Origin of the sequence: Achromobacter aloeverae (assembly GCF_004121055.1) — a bacterium.
Classification (GTDB): domain Bacteria; phylum Pseudomonadota; class Gammaproteobacteria; order Burkholderiales; family Burkholderiaceae_B; genus Bordetella_C; species Bordetella_C aloeverae.
This window is the reverse complement of the sequence record NZ_PYAL01000008.1, coordinates 1-19343: the sequence shown is the minus strand read 5'-3', so window position 1 is coordinate 19343 and position 19343 is coordinate 1. Positions and strand designations below refer to the sequence as shown.

Sequence of the window (19343 nt, the reverse complement as noted above, 5' to 3'; positions counted from 1 at the left end):
GTGACGGGTGTAGATCCCGGGGGCGGATAGGAGGTAAACACATAATTTTACCTTGCACCGCCGTTTGTCTTCTTATTGTCCTGGTTGGGAGACAGGATTGCGGGCTATTATTCGGCGGGCGCGTCAGTCAAGGAACCGAGTATTGGCCTGCCCGGCAGTTGCCGGCATCACCGCCGCGACCGCCGTAGCCTGGTCGCGCACGCTCACTGGACTGTTCGGGGACGTCGCGTTTCTTGTCGACGCCTGGACTCCTTTTCGATGAGCGAATCGCCTTCTTCGCCCACCTCTTCCGCCGCCGCCCGCCGAGGGATCGTTCGTTTCGTTCCCCCCGCCCGCTGGGTTGCCGTCCTGCTGGCCGGCGCCGTGGTGCTGGCCCTGCTGGCCGCCTATGTGGACCTGCCCCTGGCCATCTACATCCACAAGACGATATCCGCCGACGTCGACGGGGCCTTCAACCGGATCGGGCAACTGGGCGAGCGGGGCGAGAACTACGCCTTGTGCGCGCTGCTTGTCTATGGGCTATCGCTGTACGCGACCCGGCGCGGCTGGTCGGAACCCTGGGCGGGCGCCTACGACCGCCTGGCGCGCGGCGGCCTGCTGATGGTGGCGGTGCTGGCGCTGGGGGGTATCGTGACCGGCGTGCTCAAGCACCTGGTGGCGCGGGCCCGTCCCTCCATGTTTTTCGAGCATGGCTATTACGGCCTGGGCGCCATGTTCGGCGGCAAGCACTACACGTCCTTTCCGTCCAGCCACACCCTGACCGCGTTTGGCGTCGGCCTCACCCTCGCCGTCGTGTTCCCGCGCTGTCGTTGGCCCGTGCTGGCGGTATCCACGCTGGTCGCCGTCAGCCGCCTGGCGAACCTGGACCACTACGCGTCCGACGTCACCGCCGCGGCGCTCATCGCCCTGGTCGTCGTCGTTTTCCTTTCCCCCTATTTTCTCGACCCCGCCCGGCAATGGCCCAAGCGCCTGCCGTGGCAGTGGTTCAAGCGGGCGCCGCGATAGGCGGGCGGACAGGCGCGTCGACCGGCGCCGTCAGCGTCCCGCCACGTCCTGGTCAGGCTGGTTCACGAAGATCAGCACGCCCAGGACGGCCATGTAGAACTTGAACGCCGATTCCTGGCCGTTCCAGTCCTTGGACTGCCACATGGCGAACCATTCGCCGCCGACCACCATGAAGCCGACGAACCACAGCAGGAAGCCCAGCGTGCAGCCGAGGATCACCAGGCCCTTGGCCCGGTTGAAGGCGGCCGCGTCGCGGCGGCGAGCGCGCCACAGCCGGCAGGTGCCCCAGAACAGCAGGATGGCCGTCGCGCCTTCCGCGCCGATGATCAGCCAGTAGCCGACGCTCCAGAGCACGTGGTCGGTGATGGCGCGCGTCATCAGGGCATTGCCCGGGAAGGTCGTGTCCATGGACAGCACGTGCTCGACGAAAGCGTAGTTGGAGCCGTAGTCGATGACGTTGTTCAACGTCACCATGAAGGCGAACGACGCAAGCGACAGGGACAGGATGATTTTTGCCAGGCGTGTGGTCATGGGACGCGATTCCTTTTTCTCATGCGGGAGACTACCGCATCCGTCGCGGCACGGCCACGGGGCAATGAAAAAAGCCAGCCCTTGCAGGCTGGCTCTGTACTCAGGCTGGCTTAGTCCTTCTTGAAGCCGTCATCAGGCGACTTCGGGGCCTTCCTTCTTGACCGGCTTGACCAGGTCTTCGCGCTTGACGCCGAACCACATGGCCAGGGCCGCGGCAACGAAGACGGACGAATAAATGCCGAACCAGATGCCGATGGTCAGCGCCATGGCGAAATAGTGCAGGGTGGGGCCGCCGAAGAACAGCATGGACAGCACCATCATCTGGGTCGAACCGTGGGTGATGATGGTCCGCGAGATGGTCTGCGTGATGGCGCCATTGATGATTTCCGGCACGCTGGCCTTGCGCTGCTTGCGGAAGTTCTCGCGGATCCGGTCCATGATCACCACCGACTCGTTGACCGAGTAGCCCAGCACCGCCAGCACGCCCGCCAGTACCGACAAGGAGAATTCCCACTGGAAGAAGGCAAAGAAGCCCAGGATGATGACCACGTCGTGCAGGTTGGCGATCACGCCGGCCAGCGCGAACTTCCATTCGAAGCGGATACCCAGGTAGATGACGATGCCCAGCACCACGAACAGCAGCGCCATCAGGCCGTTGTGCACCAGCTCCTGCCCCACTTGCGGGCCCACGAATTCCACGCGCCTGAGCTCGACCGACGAATCGGCCGCCTTCAGGGCGGACAGCACCGCGTCGCTTTGCGCCGCCGACGTCTGGCCGTGGGCCAGCGGCAGGCGGATCAGCACGTCGCGCGAGGTACCGAAATTCTGCACCTGGAAGTCGGCGTAGCCGAGCTTGCCGACCGCGCCGCGCACCTCGTCGAGCTTGGCGGCCTGGGCGTAGTTCACTTCCATCACCGTGCCGCCGGTGAATTCGATGGACAAGTGGAAACCGCGCGTGGCGATGAAAAACACCGCGGCCAGGAAGGTCACCAGACTGATGGCGTTCAGCACCAGGGCGTGGCGCATGAACGGTATGGTGCGGTGGATCCGGAAAAATTCCATGATATGCCTAGCGTTCGTTGACTAGCTGTAGGGCGCGGCGGTGAGGCCGCGGCCGTTATTTCCGATGACTGCCGATTGCTTCCGACGCTTCGTTGCTTGCGTCGGGCCGGCGGCTTTTATTTGCTCTCGGGCTTCCAGACCTGGCCGATGGAGATGCTGGTCAGCTTCTTCTTGCGTCCGTACCAGAGGTTGGCCAGGGCGCGCACGCCGACCACCGACGAGAACATCGACGTCACGATGCCCAGGCAGTGCACCACCGCGAAACCGCGGATCGGGCCCGAACCGAAGGCCAGCAGCGCCAGGCCGACGATCAGCGTGGTCAGGTTGGAGTCCAGGATCGTGCCCCAGGCCCGCTCGAAGCCGTGGTGGATGGCCTGCTGCGGCGTGGCGCCGTTGCGCAGTTCTTCACGTATCCGTTCGTTGATCAGCACGTTGGAGTCGATCGCCATGCCCAGTGTCAGCGCGATGGCCGCGATGCCCGGCAGCGTGAGCGTGGCCTGCAGCATGGACAGCACCGCCAGCAGCAGCAGCACGTTCACCGCCAGGCCCACCGTGGAGAAGGCGCCGAACAGGCGGTAGTACAGCATGATGAAGACGGCGATCGCCACGAAGCCCCACAGCGTGGAGTGGAAGCCCTTGGCGATGTTGTCCGCGCCCAGGCTGGGGCCGACGGTGCGTTCCTCGATGATGGACATGGGCGCGGCCAGCGCGCCGGCGCGTAGCAGCAGCGCGGTGTCGGCGGCTTCCTCGGCGGTCATGCTGCCGGAGATCTGCACCTGGCCGCCGGCGATCTCGCCGCGGATGACCGGCGCCGTGACCACTTCGCCCTTGCCGTTCTCGAACAGCAGGATGGCCATGCGCTTGCCGATGTTGTCGCGGGTGACGTCGCGGAAGATGCGCGCGCCCTTGCTGTCCAGCGTCAGGTGCACGGCGGGCTGCTGGGTCTGCTGGTCGCGGCCCGGCTGGGCGTCCTGCAGGTTTTCGCCGGTCAGGATGACCTGGCGGCGCACCAGCACGGGACGGCCGTCGCGTTCGTTGTAGCGTTCCAGGCCGAACGGCACGGTATTGGCGTTCAGCGCCGACTGCGCCGCCGGCGAGTCGTCCACCATGCGGATTTCCAGCGTGGCGGTGCGGCCCAGCAATTCCTTGGCCTTGGCCACGTCCTGCACGCCGGGCAGCTGCACCACGATGCGGTCGGTGCCTTGCTGCTGGATCACGGGTTCGGACACGCCCAGTTCGTTGATCCGGTTATGCAGGGTGTTGATGTTCTGGTTGAGCGCGTTTTCCTGCACGCGCGTGACGGATGCCGGGTTCAGCACGCCGCTCAGTTGCACCTTGCCGCCATCGTTGGCGTCGGTGAACTGCAGGTCCGGGACGCGCTGGCGCAGGACGGACATGGCCTTGTCGCGCGCGTCGGCGTTGGCGAAGGTGATCAGCACCGACTGGCCGCTGCGTTCCACATTGGTGGCAGGGGCGTTCTGGTCGCGCAGCGTGGTGCGCACGTCGGCGGCCATCGAGTCGTAGCGGGCGGTCAGCGCGCCCTGCATGTCGATCTGCAGCAGGAAGTACACGCCGCCGCGCAAGTCCAGGCCCAGGTACATGGGCTTGGGCTCGAACCAGCCCAGGCTGTGCATCCAGCTCGGCGAGGCCGGCAGCAGGTTCAGCGCCACGGTGTAGTGCGGATCGCCGGCAACGGTGTTCAGCGTCTTGTCGAGCAGGTCGCGCGCCTGCAACTGCTGGTCGGTATTCTCGAAGCGGGCGCGCACCGTGCCCAGCGTGCCGTTCTGTTCGTAATAGGCGCCCGTGGTCGGGATGTTGGCCGCGGCCAGGGTCCTTTGCACCGTATCCAGCAGGACCTGGTCGACCTTGACGGTCGCCTTGGCGGCGGAAACCTGCACGGCCGGGGATTCGCCGTAGAAATTCGGAAGCGTATAGAGCAGGCCGATAACGACCGCGATCAGGACCGTTAGGTACTTCCAAAGGGGATAGCGGTTCATGGCCGTAACTCTAAGTCTGGACGAAATGCGGGGGCGATGAGGGAAAGCCGCGCGCACGCCCCCTGGCGCCGCGCGGCATGCCGGCCCGCTATGCGAGCCGGCCGAGTCAGACGCTTACAGGGCCTTGATGGTTCCCTTGGGCAGCACGGTCGACACGGCGGTCTTCTGCACCACCACTTCCACCGGCTTGTCGGCCAGTTCGGAGACTTCCACGGTGATGTAGCTGTCGGTCACCTTGGAGACCTTGCCCAGCAGGCCGCCGGCGGTCACGACTTCGTCGCCCTTGGCCAGGGCGGCGACCAGGTTGCGGTGTTCCTTCTGGCGCTTCATCTGGGGACGGATCATCAGGAAATAGAGGATCACGAACATCAGGATGATGGGGGCCATGCCGAGCAGGCTGCCGGCGGCGCCACCTTCGGCGGCTTGAGCCACGACGACGCCGAGGTTATCGATGAGGGACATAAGGTTCTCCTTGGTTGAATCCGAAGCGAATCCGGATCTGAGCAGGTTTTGGATCCAGGTTTGCGGATCTTGGTATGTTTTTAGCCACTGTTGAGCGCGAGCCTTGGACAGGGCAGCCCGCTATTGTAGCGATGTTGCGCAGGGCGGCCAGCGGGCCGTGGCCGGCGGGTCCGGCCGGGCCGCCCAGGGCCGCGGTTTCCCCGCTAATCCACCCCGCGCGCCCGGTCGGCGGCGAATTGCTCGCGCCATGCCTGGAAGGTGCCGGCGGCGATGGCGCCGCGCATTTCGTCCATCAGGTTCAGGTAGAAATGCAGGTTATGCAAGGTGTTCAGGCGGGCCCCGGTGATTTCGTTGGCGCGTTGCAGGTGATGCAGGTAGGCGCGCGAAAAGTGGCCGCAGGTATGGCAACCGCAGCTGGGATCCAGGGGCCGGGTGTCGTCGCGGTAGCGCGCGTTGCGGATCTTGACGTCGCCGTAGCGGGTGAACAGCCAGCCGTTGCGCGCGTTGCGGGTGGGCATGACGCAATCGAACATGTCGATGCCGCGCGCCACGCCATCCACCAGGTCTTCCGGCGTGCCCACGCCCATCAGGTAGCGCGGGGCGTTGACGGGCAGGCGCGGCGCCACGTGGGTGAGGATGCGCAGCATGTCCTCCTTGGGCTCGCCCACCGACAGGCCGCCGATGGCATAACCATGGAAGCCGATGTCGACCAGCCCGGCCAGGGACTCGTCGCGCAGGTTCTCGTACATGCCGCCCTGCACGATGCCGAACAGCGCGTTCGGGTTCTCCAGCTTGTCGAAGGCGTCGCGGGACCGGCGCGCCCAGCGCAACGACATGCGCATGGACTTGGCCGCTTCTTCCGGGGTGGCGGCGCGGCCATCGATTTCGTAGGGCGTGCACTCGTCGAACACCATGGCGATGTCGGAGTTCAGCGCGCGCTGGATGGCCATGGATTCTTCGGGTGTCAGGAAAAGCCGGGCCCCGTCGATCGGGGAGGCGAACTTGACGCCTTCCTCGGTGATCTTGCGCATCCCCTGCAGGCTGAAGACCTGGAAACCGCCGGAATCCGTCAGGATGGGCTTGTCCCAGCCCATGAAGCCGTGCAGGCCGCCATGCTTGCGCATGATGTCGTTACCGGGACGCAGCCAGAGATGGAAGGTGTTGCCCAGCACGATCTGCGCGCCGACGTCCTTCAACTCGTGCGGCAGCATGGCCTTGACGCTGCCGTAGGTGCCGACCGGCATGAAGATGGGCGTCTCGACCACGCCGTGGTTCAGGGTCATGCGGCCACGGCGGGCCGCGCCGTCGGTGGCGAGGAGTTCGAAGTTCAGTCCGTTCATGCTGCTGCGGGGCCGGAAGCGGCCGAGTGGGGGGATGCCGGCGAGGGCGGTGTCGAGGAGGCTGGCGCCGCGGAGGCGGGGGGCAGGGGCGACTCGATCAGCATGGCGTCGCCATAGCTGAAGAAGCGGTAGCGTTCGGCGACCGCGTGAGCATAGGCGCGGCGGATGGGTTCCATGCCCGCCAGCGCCGAAATCATCATCAGCAGGGTCGATTGGGGCAGGTGGAAATTGGTGATCAGGCCGTCCAGTACCTGGAAGCGGTAGCCGGGCGTGATGAAAAGCTGGGTGTCGCCCTGCGTCGCGCGCAGCGGCGAGGCCTGGGCGGCGGCCGATTCCAGCGCGCGAGCGCTGGTGGTGCCCACGGCGATGACGCGGCCGCCGGCGGCGCGCGCCCGCGCCACGGCATCGGCCGTAGCCTGCGGCACCGTGTACCACTCGGCGTGCATGACGTGGTCGGACACCTTTTCCACCTGGACCGGTTTGAACGTGCCGGCGCCGACATGCAGGGTGACGAAGGCGCGGGCGATGCCGGCCTCCTCCAGGCGGCCCAGCATGGCTTCGTCGAAGTGCAGGCCGGCCGTGGGCGCGGCGACGGCGCCGGGCGCGCGGGCATAGACCGTCTGGTAGCGTTCATCGTCCTCGGACCCGGCCGCGTGCGTGATGTAGGGCGGCAGCGGCGTGGCGCCGTGCGCCTGCAGCAGGTCCAGCACGTCGCCGGGAAAGCGCAGGTCGAACAGGGCGCCCGCGCGGCCCAGCACCGTGGCGTCGAAACAGTCGGCCAGGCGCAGCACCGTGCCCGGCCCGGGCGACTTGCTGGCCCGGACATGGGCCAGGGCGCGGTCGGGCTCGACGATGCGCTCGATCAGTACTTCCACCTTGCCGCCGCTGGCCTTGTGGCCGGTCAGGCGGGCCTTGATCACGCGCGTGTCGTTGAAGACCAGCAGATCGTTCGGCCGCAGCAGGCCGGCCAGGTCGGCGAACACGCGGTCGTGCAGGCGACCCTGGGCATCCAGGTGCAACAGGCGGCTGCCGCCGCGCTCGGGGCTGGGGTGCTGGGCGATCAGCTCCGGCGGCAGGGCATAGTCGAAATCGGCGACGGTGAGCGGGGAAGACACTGACAGGAAACGGGAAATTCTTGGAATCCCTTATTGTACGGTGGCGGCCGGGCGGGCCGGCGCGGCCGCGGCCGCCGTTCCCTGTATGCTCACGGTTTTACCGGAACAGGACCCATGGGCGGCACAGGCTCATGGCGCGAGCGAGTGAAGGGCGGGGCATGATCGAAACGATGGGGCGCACGATGGGCGGGCGGATCCGGGCGTGGGGCGCACGCGCGATGGCGGCCGGGCTGGCCGCGCTGGCGCTGGCGACGGGCGTCCAGGCCCAGGGGCTGGCGCCGGCGTCGCAGAACGTCTTGCCGCGCGAGCTGGCCCAGACCTGGCGCGCCAGCAAGCTGCCGGACTCCTCGCTGTCGCTGGTGGTGCAGGAAATCGGCGGGCCGCGCCTGATTTCGATCAACGCCAAGGAGCCGCGCAATCCGGCCTCGGTCATGAAGCTGGTGACCACCTGGGCGGGCCTTTCGGACCTCGGCCCCAACTACACCTGGCGCACCGAACTGCTGGCCGAACCTGGCGCCCACGCCGGCGCCGATGGCGTTCTTCCCGGACCGCTGTACCTGCGCGGCGGCGGCGATCCCCTGCTGCTGATGCAGGACCTGTGGACCCTGCTGCGCGACCTGCGCCTGCACGGCGTGCGGCAGATCAACGACCTGGTCATAGACCGCACGCTGTTCGGCAACGTGGCGGTGGATCCCGGCGCCTTCGACAGCGCGCCGGACCGGCCCTACAACGCGAATCCGGACGCCCTGATGGTGGGTTTCGGCGCCGTGCGCCTGCTGTTCACGCCGGACCCGGCGGCGCGTAAATGGAATGTGGTCATGGACCCGCCGCTACCGGGCGTGAAGATCACCGGCCAGGTCGAGTGGAGCGATATCCGCTGCCCGGGATCGCCGGAAATCAACACGGACCCCGTCATTACCCAGCAGGGCGTATCGCTGCGCATCGCCGGCAAGGTCGCTGGCTCCTGCGGCGAGTTCGACGTCTACCGCCTGGCCCTGGCGCAGCCGGAGTTCGCAACGGAAGTCTTCCGCCTGCTCTGGCGCGAGCTGGGCGGCACGTTCAGCGGGCGGGTGCGGGCCGGCATGGTGCCCGGCGACGCCGTGGTGGTAGCCACCCACGAATCGCCGTCGCTGGGCGACATCATTCGCAAGATCAACAAGCGCAGCAACAACGTCATGGCGCGCACGCTCTTGCTGACCGTGGGCGCCGAGGGCGGCCGCCGTCCGGCCACGGTGGAGAGCAGCGGCGAGGTGGTCAAGCGCATCCTGGCCAGCCAGGGCCTGAACATGCCGGAGCTGGTGGTTGACAACGGCGCCGGCCTGTCGCGCGTGGCGCGGGTGTCCGCCGATAGCCTGGCCTCGCTGATGACGGTGGCGTGGAATTCGCCGTTCATGCCGGAGTACATGTCTTCGCTGGCGATCGCCGGCCTGGATGGCACGGTGCGCCGGCGCATGCGCGGCAAGGGCACCCAGGGCATGGCGCACTTGAAGACCGGCACCTTGAACGGGGTGCGCTCCATCGCGGGCTATGTGCTGGGCGCGAGCGGCAAGCGCTATATCGTGGTGAGCATCGTCAACCATCCCCAGGCGGAGGCGGTGCGGGCCTTCGACGACGCGCTGATCGCCTGGCTCGCGGACCGGTAGGGCAGCGCGGCCGGAGCGCTGGCGCGCGGCGTTGCAATCGGGCTACGATGCGCCTGCCGCATCTATCCCGGAGACCGCCATGCCCGTGCATGAAATACGCCACCCACTGATACGCCACAAGCTGGGCATCATGCGCCGCGCCGACCTGAGCACCAAGAGCTTTCGCGAGCTGGCGCAGGAAGTCGGCGCGCTGCTGACCTACGAGGCGTCCAAGGACCTGCCCCTGGAGCCCTGCACGGTCCAGGGCTGGTGCGGCCCCATCGAGGTGGAAAAGATCGCCGGCAAGAAGATCACGGTGGTGCCCATCCTGCGCGCCGGCATCGGCATGCTGGACGGCGTGCTCAGCCTGATTCCGGGCGCCAAGGTCAGCGTGGTCGGCATCGCCCGCAACGAGGAGACCTTGCAGGCGCACACCTACCTGGAACGGCTGGTGGGAGAGCTGGACCAGCGTACCGCGCTGATCATCGACCCGATGCTGGCCACGGGCGGCTCCATGGCGGCCACCATCGACCTGCTCAAGCAGGCCGGCTGCCGCGATATTCGCGCCCTCGTGCTGGTGGCGGCGCCGGTGGGCATCGCCCACATCGAAAAGCTGCACCCCGACGTGCGGATCTATACGGCCGCCATCGACGAGCGGCTCAACGAGGACGGCTACATCATCCCCGGCCTGGGCGATGCCGGCGACCGGATCTTCGGGACCAAGCAGAAAGAGGAATAGGTCGCGGGCCGCCCTGGGCGGCCGCCGCCGCTCCAGGCCGCCGTTCCAGGCCGCCGCTTCAGATCGTCGCTTCAGGTCGTCGCGTCCACGCGCTCCGACAGGTGCTGCCCGAACCAGTGCAACTCATCGCCCAGCCGCGCCACCTCGCCGACAAACAGCATGGCCGGCGCATGGATGCCATGGGCGCGCGCCAGGCGCGGCAGGTCCTCCAGCTGGCCGGTCAGCACGCGCTGCTGCGGCCGGCTGCCATTCTCCACCAGGGCAAAAGGCGTAAGCGGATCGCGTCCATGCTGGATCAGGCGGCGCGCCAGGGCATCCAGCTGCCCCACGCCCATGTAGAACGCCAACGTCTGGGTGGCGCCGGCCAGGGCCGGCCAATCCAGGGTGTCGGCCTCGGTGCTGGAATGCGCCGTCACCAGATGCACCGATTGCGCATGGGCGCGATGGGTAAGGGGAATGCCGGCATGCGCCGCACAGGCCAGGGCTGCCGTGATGCCCGGCACCACTTCGTAGCGGATATTGCGCGCGCGCAGGAATTGCAGTTCCTCGCCGCCGCGGCCGAAGATGAAGGCATCGCCGCCTTTGAGCCGGACGACGCGCCGGCCCAGGCGGGCGTTGTCCGCCATCAATCCGTGGATGCGCGTCTGGGTGGCGTGATGGTCCTCGCCCGGATGCTTGCCCACGTCGACCCGTTCCGCGTCGCGGCGGGCCATGGCCAGGATGTCGGGGCTGACCAGGCGGTCGTACAGGATGACATCGGCTTCATTGAGGGCGCGCAGGGCGCGCAAGGTGAGCAGGCCGGGGTCGCCCGGGCCCGCGCCCACCAGCACCACGCTGCCCGGCGGGACCATCTGCGGCGTTTCCAGTTCTTCCGTCAGCGCCGCCTCGGCGTCGGCCGGCCGGGCCTGGCGCAGCAGGGACGCCACGGGGCCGTCCAGCAGCCAGTCGTAGAAGCGGCGGCGCGCTCCCAGGTCCGGGCGGGCGGCGCGGATGGCGGCGCGATGGCGCGCGGCCAGCTGGGCCAGCGGGGCCAGGGTGTGGTCGAACATCGATTCGATGCGCTCGCGCAGCCGTCGCGCCAGCACGGGCGCCACGCCCGCCGACGAAATCGCCACGGTGATGGGCGAGCGATCGACGATGGACGGAACCTGGAAGGAGGACAGCGCCGGGTCGTCGACCACGTTGCAGAAGATCCTGCGCGCCTCGGCGCAACGCGAAACGTGGGCATTGACCACGCGGTCGTCGGTGGCGGCCACGACCAGCCAGGCGTCATCCAGCCAGTCCGGCTGGAACGCTCCGGCGAGGTGCGCGATGCGGCCGCCGGCGGCCAGCGCCGCCAGGTCCGCTGTCAGCTGCGGCGCGCCGACGCTCACCCGCGCCCCCGCTTCCAATAGCGCCTGGGTCTTGCGGCTGGCGACGGCGCCGCCGCCGACCACCAGGACCGGTCGCTGATTCAGGTCGGCGAAGAGCGGGAACAGCTTCATGAGGTATATCCGAGGGCGGCGTGGCTGGCGAGGATGGGGGGGAAGGCCGCGAGAGGGCCGTGGCGGCCAGCACAGGCGTGAGCGACGCGCGAACTGCATTCTAAATAGGGTTCAGTCCTTGAACGAACGAACAAGGGGGAATTTCAATATTATTAAAATGTATAAAACTGGCAAAAAATATATGCACAAGGCATAAAACTTCCTGGCGGCCGGAGGAGTCTGACGCAATGCCGGACAGTGTAGTATCGGCAGATGATTGCCGCTCCATGACGTAGCGGCGCCTATCGGTTAGCGGGGTTCGACGGTGTTTCCTGATTCCAAGATTCTGGCGGCGGCTGCCGTGGCGATGTTCCTGGGCGCTGGCGCCGCGCAGGCGGGCGTCTGCGACGCCGCCTTCATGCACGAGGGCGGGGCGGTGCAACTGACTGGCCGGGGCAACCTGGCATTGGGCGCCGACCTGGCCTTCAGCGAGGTCAACAAGACCAATGGCGACAACTGCCGCGCCCGTGTCAACGGGGTGGCCACTTTTTCCTATGCCGGCCTGCCGCCCGGCAAATCGAAGCTGGATTACCTGATGACGGTCAAGTCCGGCCAGGCAAGCTTCGTGAAGTACGAGAACGCCGGCGAGCAGCCCAGCGGCGACGGGCAGTTCGACCTGCGCATGCTCGGTCTCTTTGCCTATGACGGCAAGCTCTCGGCCGGCCAGAAGCTGCCGGGCTCCAGCTTCCGCCTGCGCATCGGCAAGGAGGCTCCCGTCGGCGGCACGCCCACGACGACGGTGCGCATCGGCCAGAAGACAGTGGGCGCCAAACAGGCCCTGGATACCGCGCTGGGCAAGGAAACCTGCTTCCCCGTGCGGTACGAGCGTAACTCCGATCCCACCATGGCGACGTTCAAGAGCCTGACCATCCCCATCCCCGGCATCACCTCCACCGTCACCGATTGGTATTGCCCGGCGGTCAACCTGGTGATGAAGCAGGATATCGACCAGCAAGGCATCAAGTCGTCGGTGGAGATTACGCAGTTGAAATAGCGGTATATGGTTGAACGGGCCGGTTGAGAACGGCCGGGAATCGCCGCGGCTTACATGGATGTGCCCGCTCTGCCGTAGCAGTCGGTAGCAAAAGCGTCACGCTGCCGACAAACAGGGCATATCCGGCTGGTATCATCGAGCGGTAAGGGCCTATTCCCATCGGGGCCTGTTCCCATCGGACACGTAACGCAAGGAGCGCACACATGAACGCGAGAAAATCCCCGGAAGCCGTCAAGGAAACCCTGATCGATAACGTCAAGAGCAGTTTGAACGACGCCGAGGACTTGCTGCGCGAAGCGGCGTCCACCACCGGCGACAAGGCTGCAGAGTTGCGCGAGCGCGCCCTGGCGACCTTGAAGCGCACCCGCGAGACGCTCTACGACGTGCAGGACGCCGTGCTGGAACGCGGTCGCAAGGCGGCTCGCGCCACCGACGACTACGTGCATGACAATCCCTGGCAGGCCATCGGCATCGCCGGCGGCGTCGGCCTCTTGCTGGGCCTGTTGATCAGCCGCCGCTGATCACGCAGCTGTTCACGGTGGCAGGCCGTCTTCCTTGACGGCCTGTATTTCCTGTCCGGCGGAGGGCGAGGGCGGCACGGCGCTTGCAGTGCTGGCCGCAACTCCTTCTCTCTTCATCCCTATCCTCCATGGCTATTCGAAAATCCCTGCTGGGCGTTGCCTCCAGCCTGGTCGAGCTGGGCCGCACGCGTTTCGAACTGCTGACGCTGGAGGCCCGCGTCGAACAGGGCCGGTTATTGCGTCTGCTGGGGCTGTCGTTCGCGGCCCTGCTGTTCCTGACGCTGGCCGTGCTGGTGTTTTCCATCCTGGTGGCCGTTTATTTCTGGCCCACGGACTCGCGCTATATGGCGCTGGGCGCGCTGGCGGGCGGCTATGCCGTGCTGGGTGTCATCCTGCTTGCCGTCGTCTGGCGTCATCTGGTGCACGGGCCGGCGCCCTTCGCCGCCACCCTGGAAGAACTGGGGCGGGACGTGCAACTGCTCGATCGTGTCCGGGCCGCGGCGCAAGCCGAGGAAGCGGCCGAAGAGGCGGCCGCGCATGCCCGCGCGGCCCGGCGCGAGCGTTTTTGATAGGGGGTCTGGATGAGCAAGAAACTTTCCCCCGCCATCGATCGCGCCGTCCGCCTGGAATTGCTGCGTGCCAAGGCGGCCGTCGAGCGCGAAGCGCTGGTGCATCACCTGGCCGAAGCCGGGGTGGCCTTGTCCCCTTCGCACCTGGTGCGTAACATGCTGCCCGCCAGCCTGAAAGGCCTGGCAGGCGGCGGTGGCGGCAGCAGGCTGGCGTGGCAGGTGTTTGGCTTGTTGAGGCGTTATCCCATGGTGTTGTCCAGCGCGTCCGCGCTGGTCATGGGGGGTAACCGGAAGTCCAAGCTGCTCAAGCTGGCCGCCGGCGCCCTGGTGGGCTGGCAAGCGCTGCGCGTCTGGCGTGAAAAGCGCGACGACAGCGACGAAAGCCACGCTAGGGGTCCATAGGGACCTGGACAGCCTGGACGGGCCAACGCGATATGGCCTAGACGGGCCGACGTGGATCACGACGTGGATCATGTTGGCCCGCCCGCACCTATATCTACAGCCCTTTTGGCCTTATGGCCCTATGGCCCTACTGCCCTATAGCCCCAGTTCGCCCCAGATGGCGTCGACCCGGTCCTTGACCGCCTTGTCCATGACGATGGGGGTGCCCCACTCGCGCTGGGTTTCGCCGGGCCATTTGTTGGTGGCGTCCAGGCCCATCTTCCCGCCCAGGCCGGAGACCGGCGACGCGAAATCCAGGTAGTCGATGGGCGTGTGCTCCACCAGCGTGGTATCGCGCACCGGGTCCATGCGGGTGGTCATCGCCCAGACCACTTCCTTCCAGTCGCGCGGATCGATGTCCTCGTCCACCACCACGATGAACTTGGTGTACATGAACTGGCGCAGGATGCTCCACAGGCCGAACATGACCCGCTTGGCGTGGCCGGGGTAATGCTTGCGGATGGACACCACCGCCAGGCGGTAGCTGCACCCTTCCGGCGGCAGGTAGAAATCGACGATTTCGGGCAACTGGCGCCGCAACAGGGGCACGAAGACTTCGTTCAGCGCCACGCCCAGCACGGCCGGTTCGTCGGGCGGCTTGCCGGTATAGGTCGAGTGGTAGATCGGGTTGCGCCGCATGGTGATGCGGTCGACGGTGAATACCGGGAACCAGTCGCGTTCGTTGTAGTAGCCGGTATGGTCGCCGTAGGGACCCTCCAGCGCCATTTCGTAGCCGGTGTCCGGCGGCGGGTTGACGCCCTCGGGCACCGCCGGCGCCACCGCACGGGGGTCGCTGGCCGGCAGCAAATGGCCCTCCAGCACGATTTCGGCGTAGGCGGGCACCGACAGCTTGCTGCCCAAGGCCTGCGTGACTTCGGTGCGGGAGCCGCGCAGCAGGCCGGCGAACTGGTACTCGGACAGCGTATCCGGCACCGGCGTGACGGCGCCGAGTATGGTGGCGGGGTCGGCGCCCAGCGCCACCGCGATGGGAAAAGGCTGGCCGGGATAGGCCTGGGCGTGGTCGCGAAAGTCCAGCGCGCCGCCGCGGTGCGACAGCCAGCGCATGATCAATTTATTGCGGCCGATGGGTTGCTGGCGGTAGATGCCCAGATTCTGGCGCTTGGCATTGGGGCCGCGCGTGACCACCAGCCCCCAGGTCAGCAGCGGCGCCACGTCGCCAGGCCAGCAGGCTTGCAGCGGCAGGCGCCCCAGGTCGACATCCTGGCCTTCCAGCACGATTTCCTGGCAGGCCGCCCCACGCACGGCCTTCGGACTCATGTCCCAAAGCGCCGACTTCAGCATGGACACCTTGGCGAAGGCGTCGCGCAGGCCCTTCGGTGCTTCCGGCTCGCGCAGCGAAGCCAGCAATTCGCCCGTGTCGCGCAGGGCGGCGACATCGGTGGCGCCCATGCCCCAGGCGACCCGCTGCGGGGTGCCGAACAGATTGGTCAATACCGGCATGCCGGCCGGCTTGCCATCATGCTGGGCGTTCTCGAAAAGCAGCGCCGGCCCGCCGGCGCGGAGCACGCGGTCGCCGATTTCGGTCATTTCCAGGCGCGTCGAGACCGCCGTCTGGATACGTTTGAGGTCGCCGCGCGATTCAAGTTGGGCGATGAAGTCTCTGAGGTCTCGGTATTTCACTGCAATCCCGGGAAGATGAAGGAGAGTTAGGTTAAATTGCGCAAAGTTGCAACCCTATTAGAGGCTTGGTTACATACGCGTCCCGCGATAAAGGTTAACATCACCCTCCCTTTTCTACTCACGCAGGAGGTTTCCATGCCCGATGCGTCAGCCGCCAGTGTCCTCTTCAGGCACCTGGCACAAGGAGTGCATCGCTATCTTGCCGAATGGCTGCGTATTTGCTCGGTCTACCTGGGTATCGCGGTCATCGTGACGGTAAGCATGGGATTTGCCTTGCCCGGTCTGCGCGACCAGGCCTTGCAGGTGCACAAAGCCTTGCTGACGGCGCTTGCGCCAAGTTCCGTTCCGTCCAATGCGTCTTCGGACCAGGACGGCCTGCTCGCCGGCGACCTGGATATCGACACCGGGGCCGCGGTGGCCATGGTCGTGCCCGATACGACCGGCAGCAATGCCACGGGATACCTGACTCCGTTGCCCCATCCGCCGGCGGCCGCGCGGGCGCGCGTGGACGTTGCCGCCACCAGTGCGCAGGTCGAAGCCCTGCGCAATTACATATCGCGCAAGTACAAGGTGGCTTATGACGCCACCGGCGTGCTGGTCAATACCTCCTACAAGGTGGGCCGCGACCTGAAGGTGGATCCCCTGCTGCTGCTGGCCGTCATCGCCATCGAGTCGCGCTACAACCCCTTCGCGGAAAGCAGCGTCGGGGCCCAGGGGCTGATGCAGGTCATGACCAGTGTGCACCGTTCCAAGTTCGACACCTTGGGCAGCAAGAACGGCGCGCTGGATCCCGTGGCGAACATCCGGGTCGGCGCCGGCATCCTCAAGGATTGCATCGGCCGCCGCGGCTCGGTGTCCGGCGGCTTGGCCTGCTACGTGGGCGCCAGCGGCCCCAACGATGGCGGCTATGGCGACAAGGTGCTCGCCGAGCGCCGCCGGCTGGCGGTGGCGTCCGGCATCCCGCTGGCGCGCGACTGATCCGGCTCGGGTTCGAGGGGCCGGGGACTCACGGCGCTACAGTCCACGGCCGTATGGGTCCACGGCCGTACAGGTCCATCGGCCGTATAGGTCCACGGCCTTATAGTGCCGGCTCGCGCAAGGTTTCCAGGAACGCACCTATGCGCGTCGCCGCCTCTTCCAGCCGGTCCAGGCCCACGGTGTAGGCGAAGCGCATGGTGTGATGGCCATGGGCCGGGCCGAAATCCACCCCCGGCACGGCCGCCACGCCGGATTCGTGCAGCAGGCGGTGCGAGAACGTGGTGCTGTCCAGGCCCTGGTTGGAAAGATCGGCATAGATATAGAAGGCGCCGTCCGGCTTGACCGGCACCCTCAGGTCCATGCCGTCGAAGGCCTGTAGCAGGAAATCTCGACGCTGGCGAAAGGCCTCGCGCCGCTGCTGGTAGACCTTGAGGGTATCGGGCAGGAAGCAGGCCAGCGCCGCGTGCTGGGCCAGGGTCGGCGCGCAGATATGCAGGCTGGCGGCCATTTTCTCGACGATGCCCGCTATATCCTGCGGCACGATCAGCCAGCCCAGGCGCCAGCCCGTCATGGTGAAGTACTTGGAGAAGCTGTTGATGACGACGATGTCGTCGTCCAGCGTCAGCGCCGAGCGGGGCGCCTGTTCGTAGGACAGGCCCAGGTAGATTTCGTCCATCAGGGTATAGCCGTCGCGTTCCCGCACTTCGCGCAGCAGTTCGGCCAATTCGGCCGGCGCCACCGATGTGCCGGTGGGATTGCTGGGCGACGCGATCAGCACCCCCTGGGTATGCGGTTTCCAGTTTTCCCGTACGTCCCGCGCCGACAATTGGTAGCGCTTGGCGGCCGTGCTGGGCACCAATTGCGGCCGGCCGCCGCTGGCCAGGACGAAATTGCTGTTGGCGGGGTAGGAGGGGTCGGGCATCATGACGCCGGCGCCCGGATTGACCAGTGCCGCGCAGGCCAGGGCCAGGGCGCCCGAGGCGCCGTTGGTCACGATCACCCGGGAAGGATCGACGCGGGCGCCGAACTCCGTTTCGTAGTAGTGGGCGATGGCTTCGCGCAGGGCCGAGAGCCCGGCGGGCGCGCTATAGCCACTGAGGCCGGCACGGGCGGCGCGTTCCAAGGCTTCCACCACCTGGGGCGGCGCGGTAAAGTCGGGTTCGCCGATGCCCAGGCTGATGATGTCCCGGCCCGCCGCCTGTAGCGCCTGCGCCTGCTTGAACAGTTCGACCACCTGGAAGGTCAGGAAGTCCTGGGTGCGGGAGGCAAGGCGTGGCATGGTGATTCTCGAGGCGGAAACGTGAGGACTGGGCGCCAGCGCGAGCAGGCGCCGGAACAAGAACAAAGTGGGCCGGTCCAGGCTGGCGGGGAAGCGAACCGGCGGCCGTCCACGCGACTTCGTGGCCGGCTGGCATGAAAACGTGGGCGCTGAACGAAAATCGTCCGGGCCGAAAGGAGTGATTGTAGTGGAGGCAGCGCGCCGAGCGTTTCTGATGGGCCGTCGACCGCCGGAAACGCCGTGGACAGTTTTTTTGCGACGCTTGCGGCGTGCCTGCGAGGGAGAATTGCAGGCAATGGACGCCGGGTCGGTTCCTGCATCGGCGCCATCGCCCGCCGCGCCGGCCGCCTCCGCCACGGCATCGGCCGCTGCCCATTGGCGGCCCGCGTCCCTGGCGGACGTGCGCGCGGCACGTGCGCTATGCGCCGAGCATGGCGTCGCCATGGCCTTGGCGGGGACGCGCGGCCAGGCGGCGGGGCGCTCCTGCCTATGGGTGGATCCTCGGGCGCTCGATACGTTGCGATGCCTGGACGATGTGTCGCCGTCGTCGGCATCCGCGTCCGCGGCGCGCTGGCGCGCGGCGCCGGGGGTCACCATGGCCATGCTGGCCGATGCGGGCCTGGCGCAATTCGCGGCGCTGCCGGCGGACATGACGGTGGCGGCCTGGCTGGCGGGACGTCGCCGCGGGGCCGGCAGCGGGAGGTTCGCCTGCCCGCCCGGCCTGGTCAGCGTTGACGCCATGTTGGCGGATGGCGCGCTGGAGACGCTGGGGCCGTTCGGCGCCAGCGGCGGATTGCCGCTGCGCAGCGCCTCGGGGCAGGCGTTGATCCCAGCCTTGTATACCCTGTCGACGCGCGCGGGGGCGGGCTGGTGCCGCGCCCAGGCGCGTTGGCCGGCGCGCTACCGTCTCGATGCCTTGATGCCGCCACCGCCGGCGGAGGCCAACCTCGCGGGCCTGCTGGCGGGCCACGAGGGCGCGCTGGCGTGGGTGGAGAGCGTGGTGTTGCAGGCCGTGCCGGACCACGAGCGGTCCGCAGCCGGCGGGGCCGTGACGTCGCCGGCGGCCTGCCCGTCCGCGGACTTGACCAAGGACGCGGACGGCGGCGAGGCGCCTGCCTATCCCGCCGAGGCGCGAGCCCTGGACGCGCATATCAAGGACGTTTTCGACCCGGCCGGCCTGTTTCCGGACGCGCCGACGCCCTAGCGCGCGGCCATGGCTCCCAGCGCCGGTTTTGACACACCCGGCGCTGCATCCGGATGGCAAGGAGTAACATTGTTGCCAGTTTTTCCACCCTGAAAGCGATCATGGACGCCAATTTACGCAAGGCCGCGCTCGAATATCACGAGCAGGGCCGCCCCGGCAAAGTTTCGGTTACGCCCACCAAACAACTGACCAACCAGCGCGACCTGGCGCTGGCGTACACGCCCGGTGTGGCGGCGGCCTGTGAGGAAATCGTCGCGGACCCCGTCAACGCGGTGCGCTACACCAGCCGCGGCAACCTGGTCGGCGTCATCACCAACGGC

17 protein-coding genes and 2 pseudogenes are annotated in these 19343 nt (G+C 67.2%); 10 read left to right on the top strand and 9 right to left on the bottom strand.

The window, feature by feature from the left end:
- The first annotated feature begins 258 nt into the window (after positions 1 to 258).
- On the top strand, positions 259 to 1005 hold the full coding sequence (locus C7R54_RS23620) for a phosphatase PAP2 family protein (RefSeq protein ID WP_129153179.1): 747 nt from the start codon (positions 259 to 261) through the stop codon (positions 1003 to 1005).
- Positions 1006 to 1035: 30 nt separating this feature from the next.
- On the opposite strand, the gene C7R54_RS23615 is transcribed toward C7R54_RS23620, so the two are convergent.
- The 6 genes and pseudogenes from C7R54_RS23615 to queA form a co-directional block, all read right to left on the bottom strand.
- Positions 1036 to 1536: a DUF2165 family protein gene (locus tag C7R54_RS23615; protein ID WP_129153178.1), complete on the bottom strand. Its 501-nt coding sequence runs from the start codon at positions 1534 to 1536 to the stop codon at positions 1036 to 1038.
- Between the two features lie 132 nt (positions 1537 to 1668).
- Positions 1669 to 2598, bottom strand: coding sequence for a protein translocase subunit SecF (secF, locus tag C7R54_RS23610; protein ID WP_129153177.1), 930 nt, complete (start codon positions 2596 to 2598; stop codon positions 1669 to 1671).
- 116 nt (positions 2599 to 2714) lie between these two features.
- Positions 2715 to 4595 (bottom strand): protein translocase subunit SecD, encoded by a 1881-nt coding sequence (gene secD / locus C7R54_RS23605; protein WP_129153176.1) that lies wholly within the window; start codon positions 4593 to 4595, stop codon positions 2715 to 2717.
- A gap of 114 nt (positions 4596 to 4709) precedes the next feature.
- Complete coding sequence (gene yajC / locus C7R54_RS23600) at positions 4710 to 5057, bottom strand: preprotein translocase subunit YajC (RefSeq protein ID WP_129153175.1); 348 nt, start codon at positions 5055 to 5057, stop codon at positions 4710 to 4712.
- A 203-nt stretch (positions 5058 to 5260) separates the two neighbouring features.
- A complete protein-coding gene (gene tgt / locus C7R54_RS23595) occupies positions 5261 to 6397 on the bottom strand; it encodes a tRNA guanosine(34) transglycosylase Tgt (protein ID WP_129153174.1) in 1137 nt (378 codons plus the stop codon).
- An 80-nt stretch (positions 6398 to 6477) separates the two neighbouring features.
- A pseudogene (queA, locus tag C7R54_RS23590) lies at positions 6478 to 7512 on the bottom strand (tRNA preQ1(34) S-adenosylmethionine ribosyltransferase-isomerase QueA); the annotation flags it as partial.
- A gap of 218 nt (positions 7513 to 7730) precedes the next feature.
- Between queA and dacB the strand changes: the two are divergent.
- Together dacB and upp are read left to right on the top strand one after the other, a co-directional pair.
- Complete coding sequence (gene dacB / locus C7R54_RS23585) at positions 7731 to 9155, top strand: D-alanyl-D-alanine carboxypeptidase/D-alanyl-D-alanine endopeptidase (RefSeq protein WP_240039707.1); 1425 nt, start codon at positions 7731 to 7733, stop codon at positions 9153 to 9155.
- A 79-nt stretch (positions 9156 to 9234) separates the two neighbouring features.
- Positions 9235 to 9873 (top strand): uracil phosphoribosyltransferase, encoded by a 639-nt coding sequence (upp, locus tag C7R54_RS23580; RefSeq protein WP_129153172.1) that lies wholly within the window; start codon positions 9235 to 9237, stop codon positions 9871 to 9873.
- A gap of 71 nt (positions 9874 to 9944) precedes the next feature.
- On the opposite strand, the gene cysG is transcribed toward upp, so the two are convergent.
- Complete coding sequence (gene cysG, locus C7R54_RS23575) at positions 9945 to 11357, bottom strand: siroheme synthase CysG (RefSeq protein ID WP_129153171.1); 1413 nt, start codon at positions 11355 to 11357, stop codon at positions 9945 to 9947.
- A 346-nt stretch (positions 11358 to 11703) separates the two neighbouring features.
- Here cysG and C7R54_RS23570 point away from each other — a divergent pair, with 346 nt between their 5' ends.
- The 4 genes from C7R54_RS23570 (at position 11704) to C7R54_RS23555 (ending at position 13882) form a co-directional block, all read left to right on the top strand.
- Positions 11704 to 12390, top strand: a complete 687-nt coding sequence (locus tag C7R54_RS23570; RefSeq protein WP_129153650.1) for a hypothetical protein — start codon at positions 11704 to 11706, stop codon at positions 12388 to 12390.
- 203 nt (positions 12391 to 12593) lie between these two features.
- Positions 12594 to 12911, top strand: a complete 318-nt coding sequence (locus C7R54_RS23565) for an ElaB/YgaM/YqjD family protein (RefSeq protein ID WP_094855815.1) — start codon at positions 12594 to 12596, stop codon at positions 12909 to 12911.
- A 128-nt stretch (positions 12912 to 13039) separates the two neighbouring features.
- On the top strand, positions 13040 to 13480 hold the full coding sequence (locus C7R54_RS23560; RefSeq protein ID WP_129153170.1) for a phage holin family protein: 441 nt from the start codon (positions 13040 to 13042) through the stop codon (positions 13478 to 13480).
- A gap of 12 nt (positions 13481 to 13492) precedes the next feature.
- Positions 13493 to 13882, top strand: coding sequence for a hypothetical protein (locus C7R54_RS23555; RefSeq protein ID WP_129153169.1), 390 nt, complete (start codon positions 13493 to 13495; stop codon positions 13880 to 13882).
- 135 nt (positions 13883 to 14017) lie between these two features.
- Here the strand turns inward: C7R54_RS23555 and ubiD are convergent, their stop codons facing one another.
- Complete coding sequence (ubiD, locus tag C7R54_RS23550) at positions 14018 to 15562, bottom strand: 4-hydroxy-3-polyprenylbenzoate decarboxylase (RefSeq protein WP_129153168.1); 1545 nt, start codon at positions 15560 to 15562, stop codon at positions 14018 to 14020.
- A 135-nt stretch (positions 15563 to 15697) separates the two neighbouring features.
- On the opposite strand from ubiD, the gene C7R54_RS23545 reads away from it, so the two are divergent.
- On the top strand, positions 15698 to 16540 hold the full coding sequence (locus tag C7R54_RS23545) for a lytic transglycosylase domain-containing protein (protein ID WP_129153167.1): 843 nt from the start codon (positions 15698 to 15700) through the stop codon (positions 16538 to 16540).
- Between the two features lie 100 nt (positions 16541 to 16640).
- Here C7R54_RS23545 and C7R54_RS23540 read toward each other — a convergent pair whose 3' ends face one another.
- Positions 16641 to 17819, bottom strand: coding sequence for a pyridoxal phosphate-dependent aminotransferase (locus C7R54_RS23540; RefSeq protein ID WP_129153166.1), 1179 nt, complete (start codon positions 17817 to 17819; stop codon positions 16641 to 16643).
- A gap of 295 nt (positions 17820 to 18114) precedes the next feature.
- On the opposite strand from C7R54_RS23540, the gene C7R54_RS23535 reads away from it, so the two are divergent.
- Complete coding sequence (locus tag C7R54_RS23535; protein WP_240039684.1) at positions 18115 to 19023, top strand: hypothetical protein; 909 nt, start codon at positions 18115 to 18117, stop codon at positions 19021 to 19023.
- A 101-nt stretch (positions 19024 to 19124) separates the two neighbouring features.
- Positions 19125 to 19343, top strand: a pseudogene (locus C7R54_RS23530) (hypothetical protein); the annotation flags it as partial.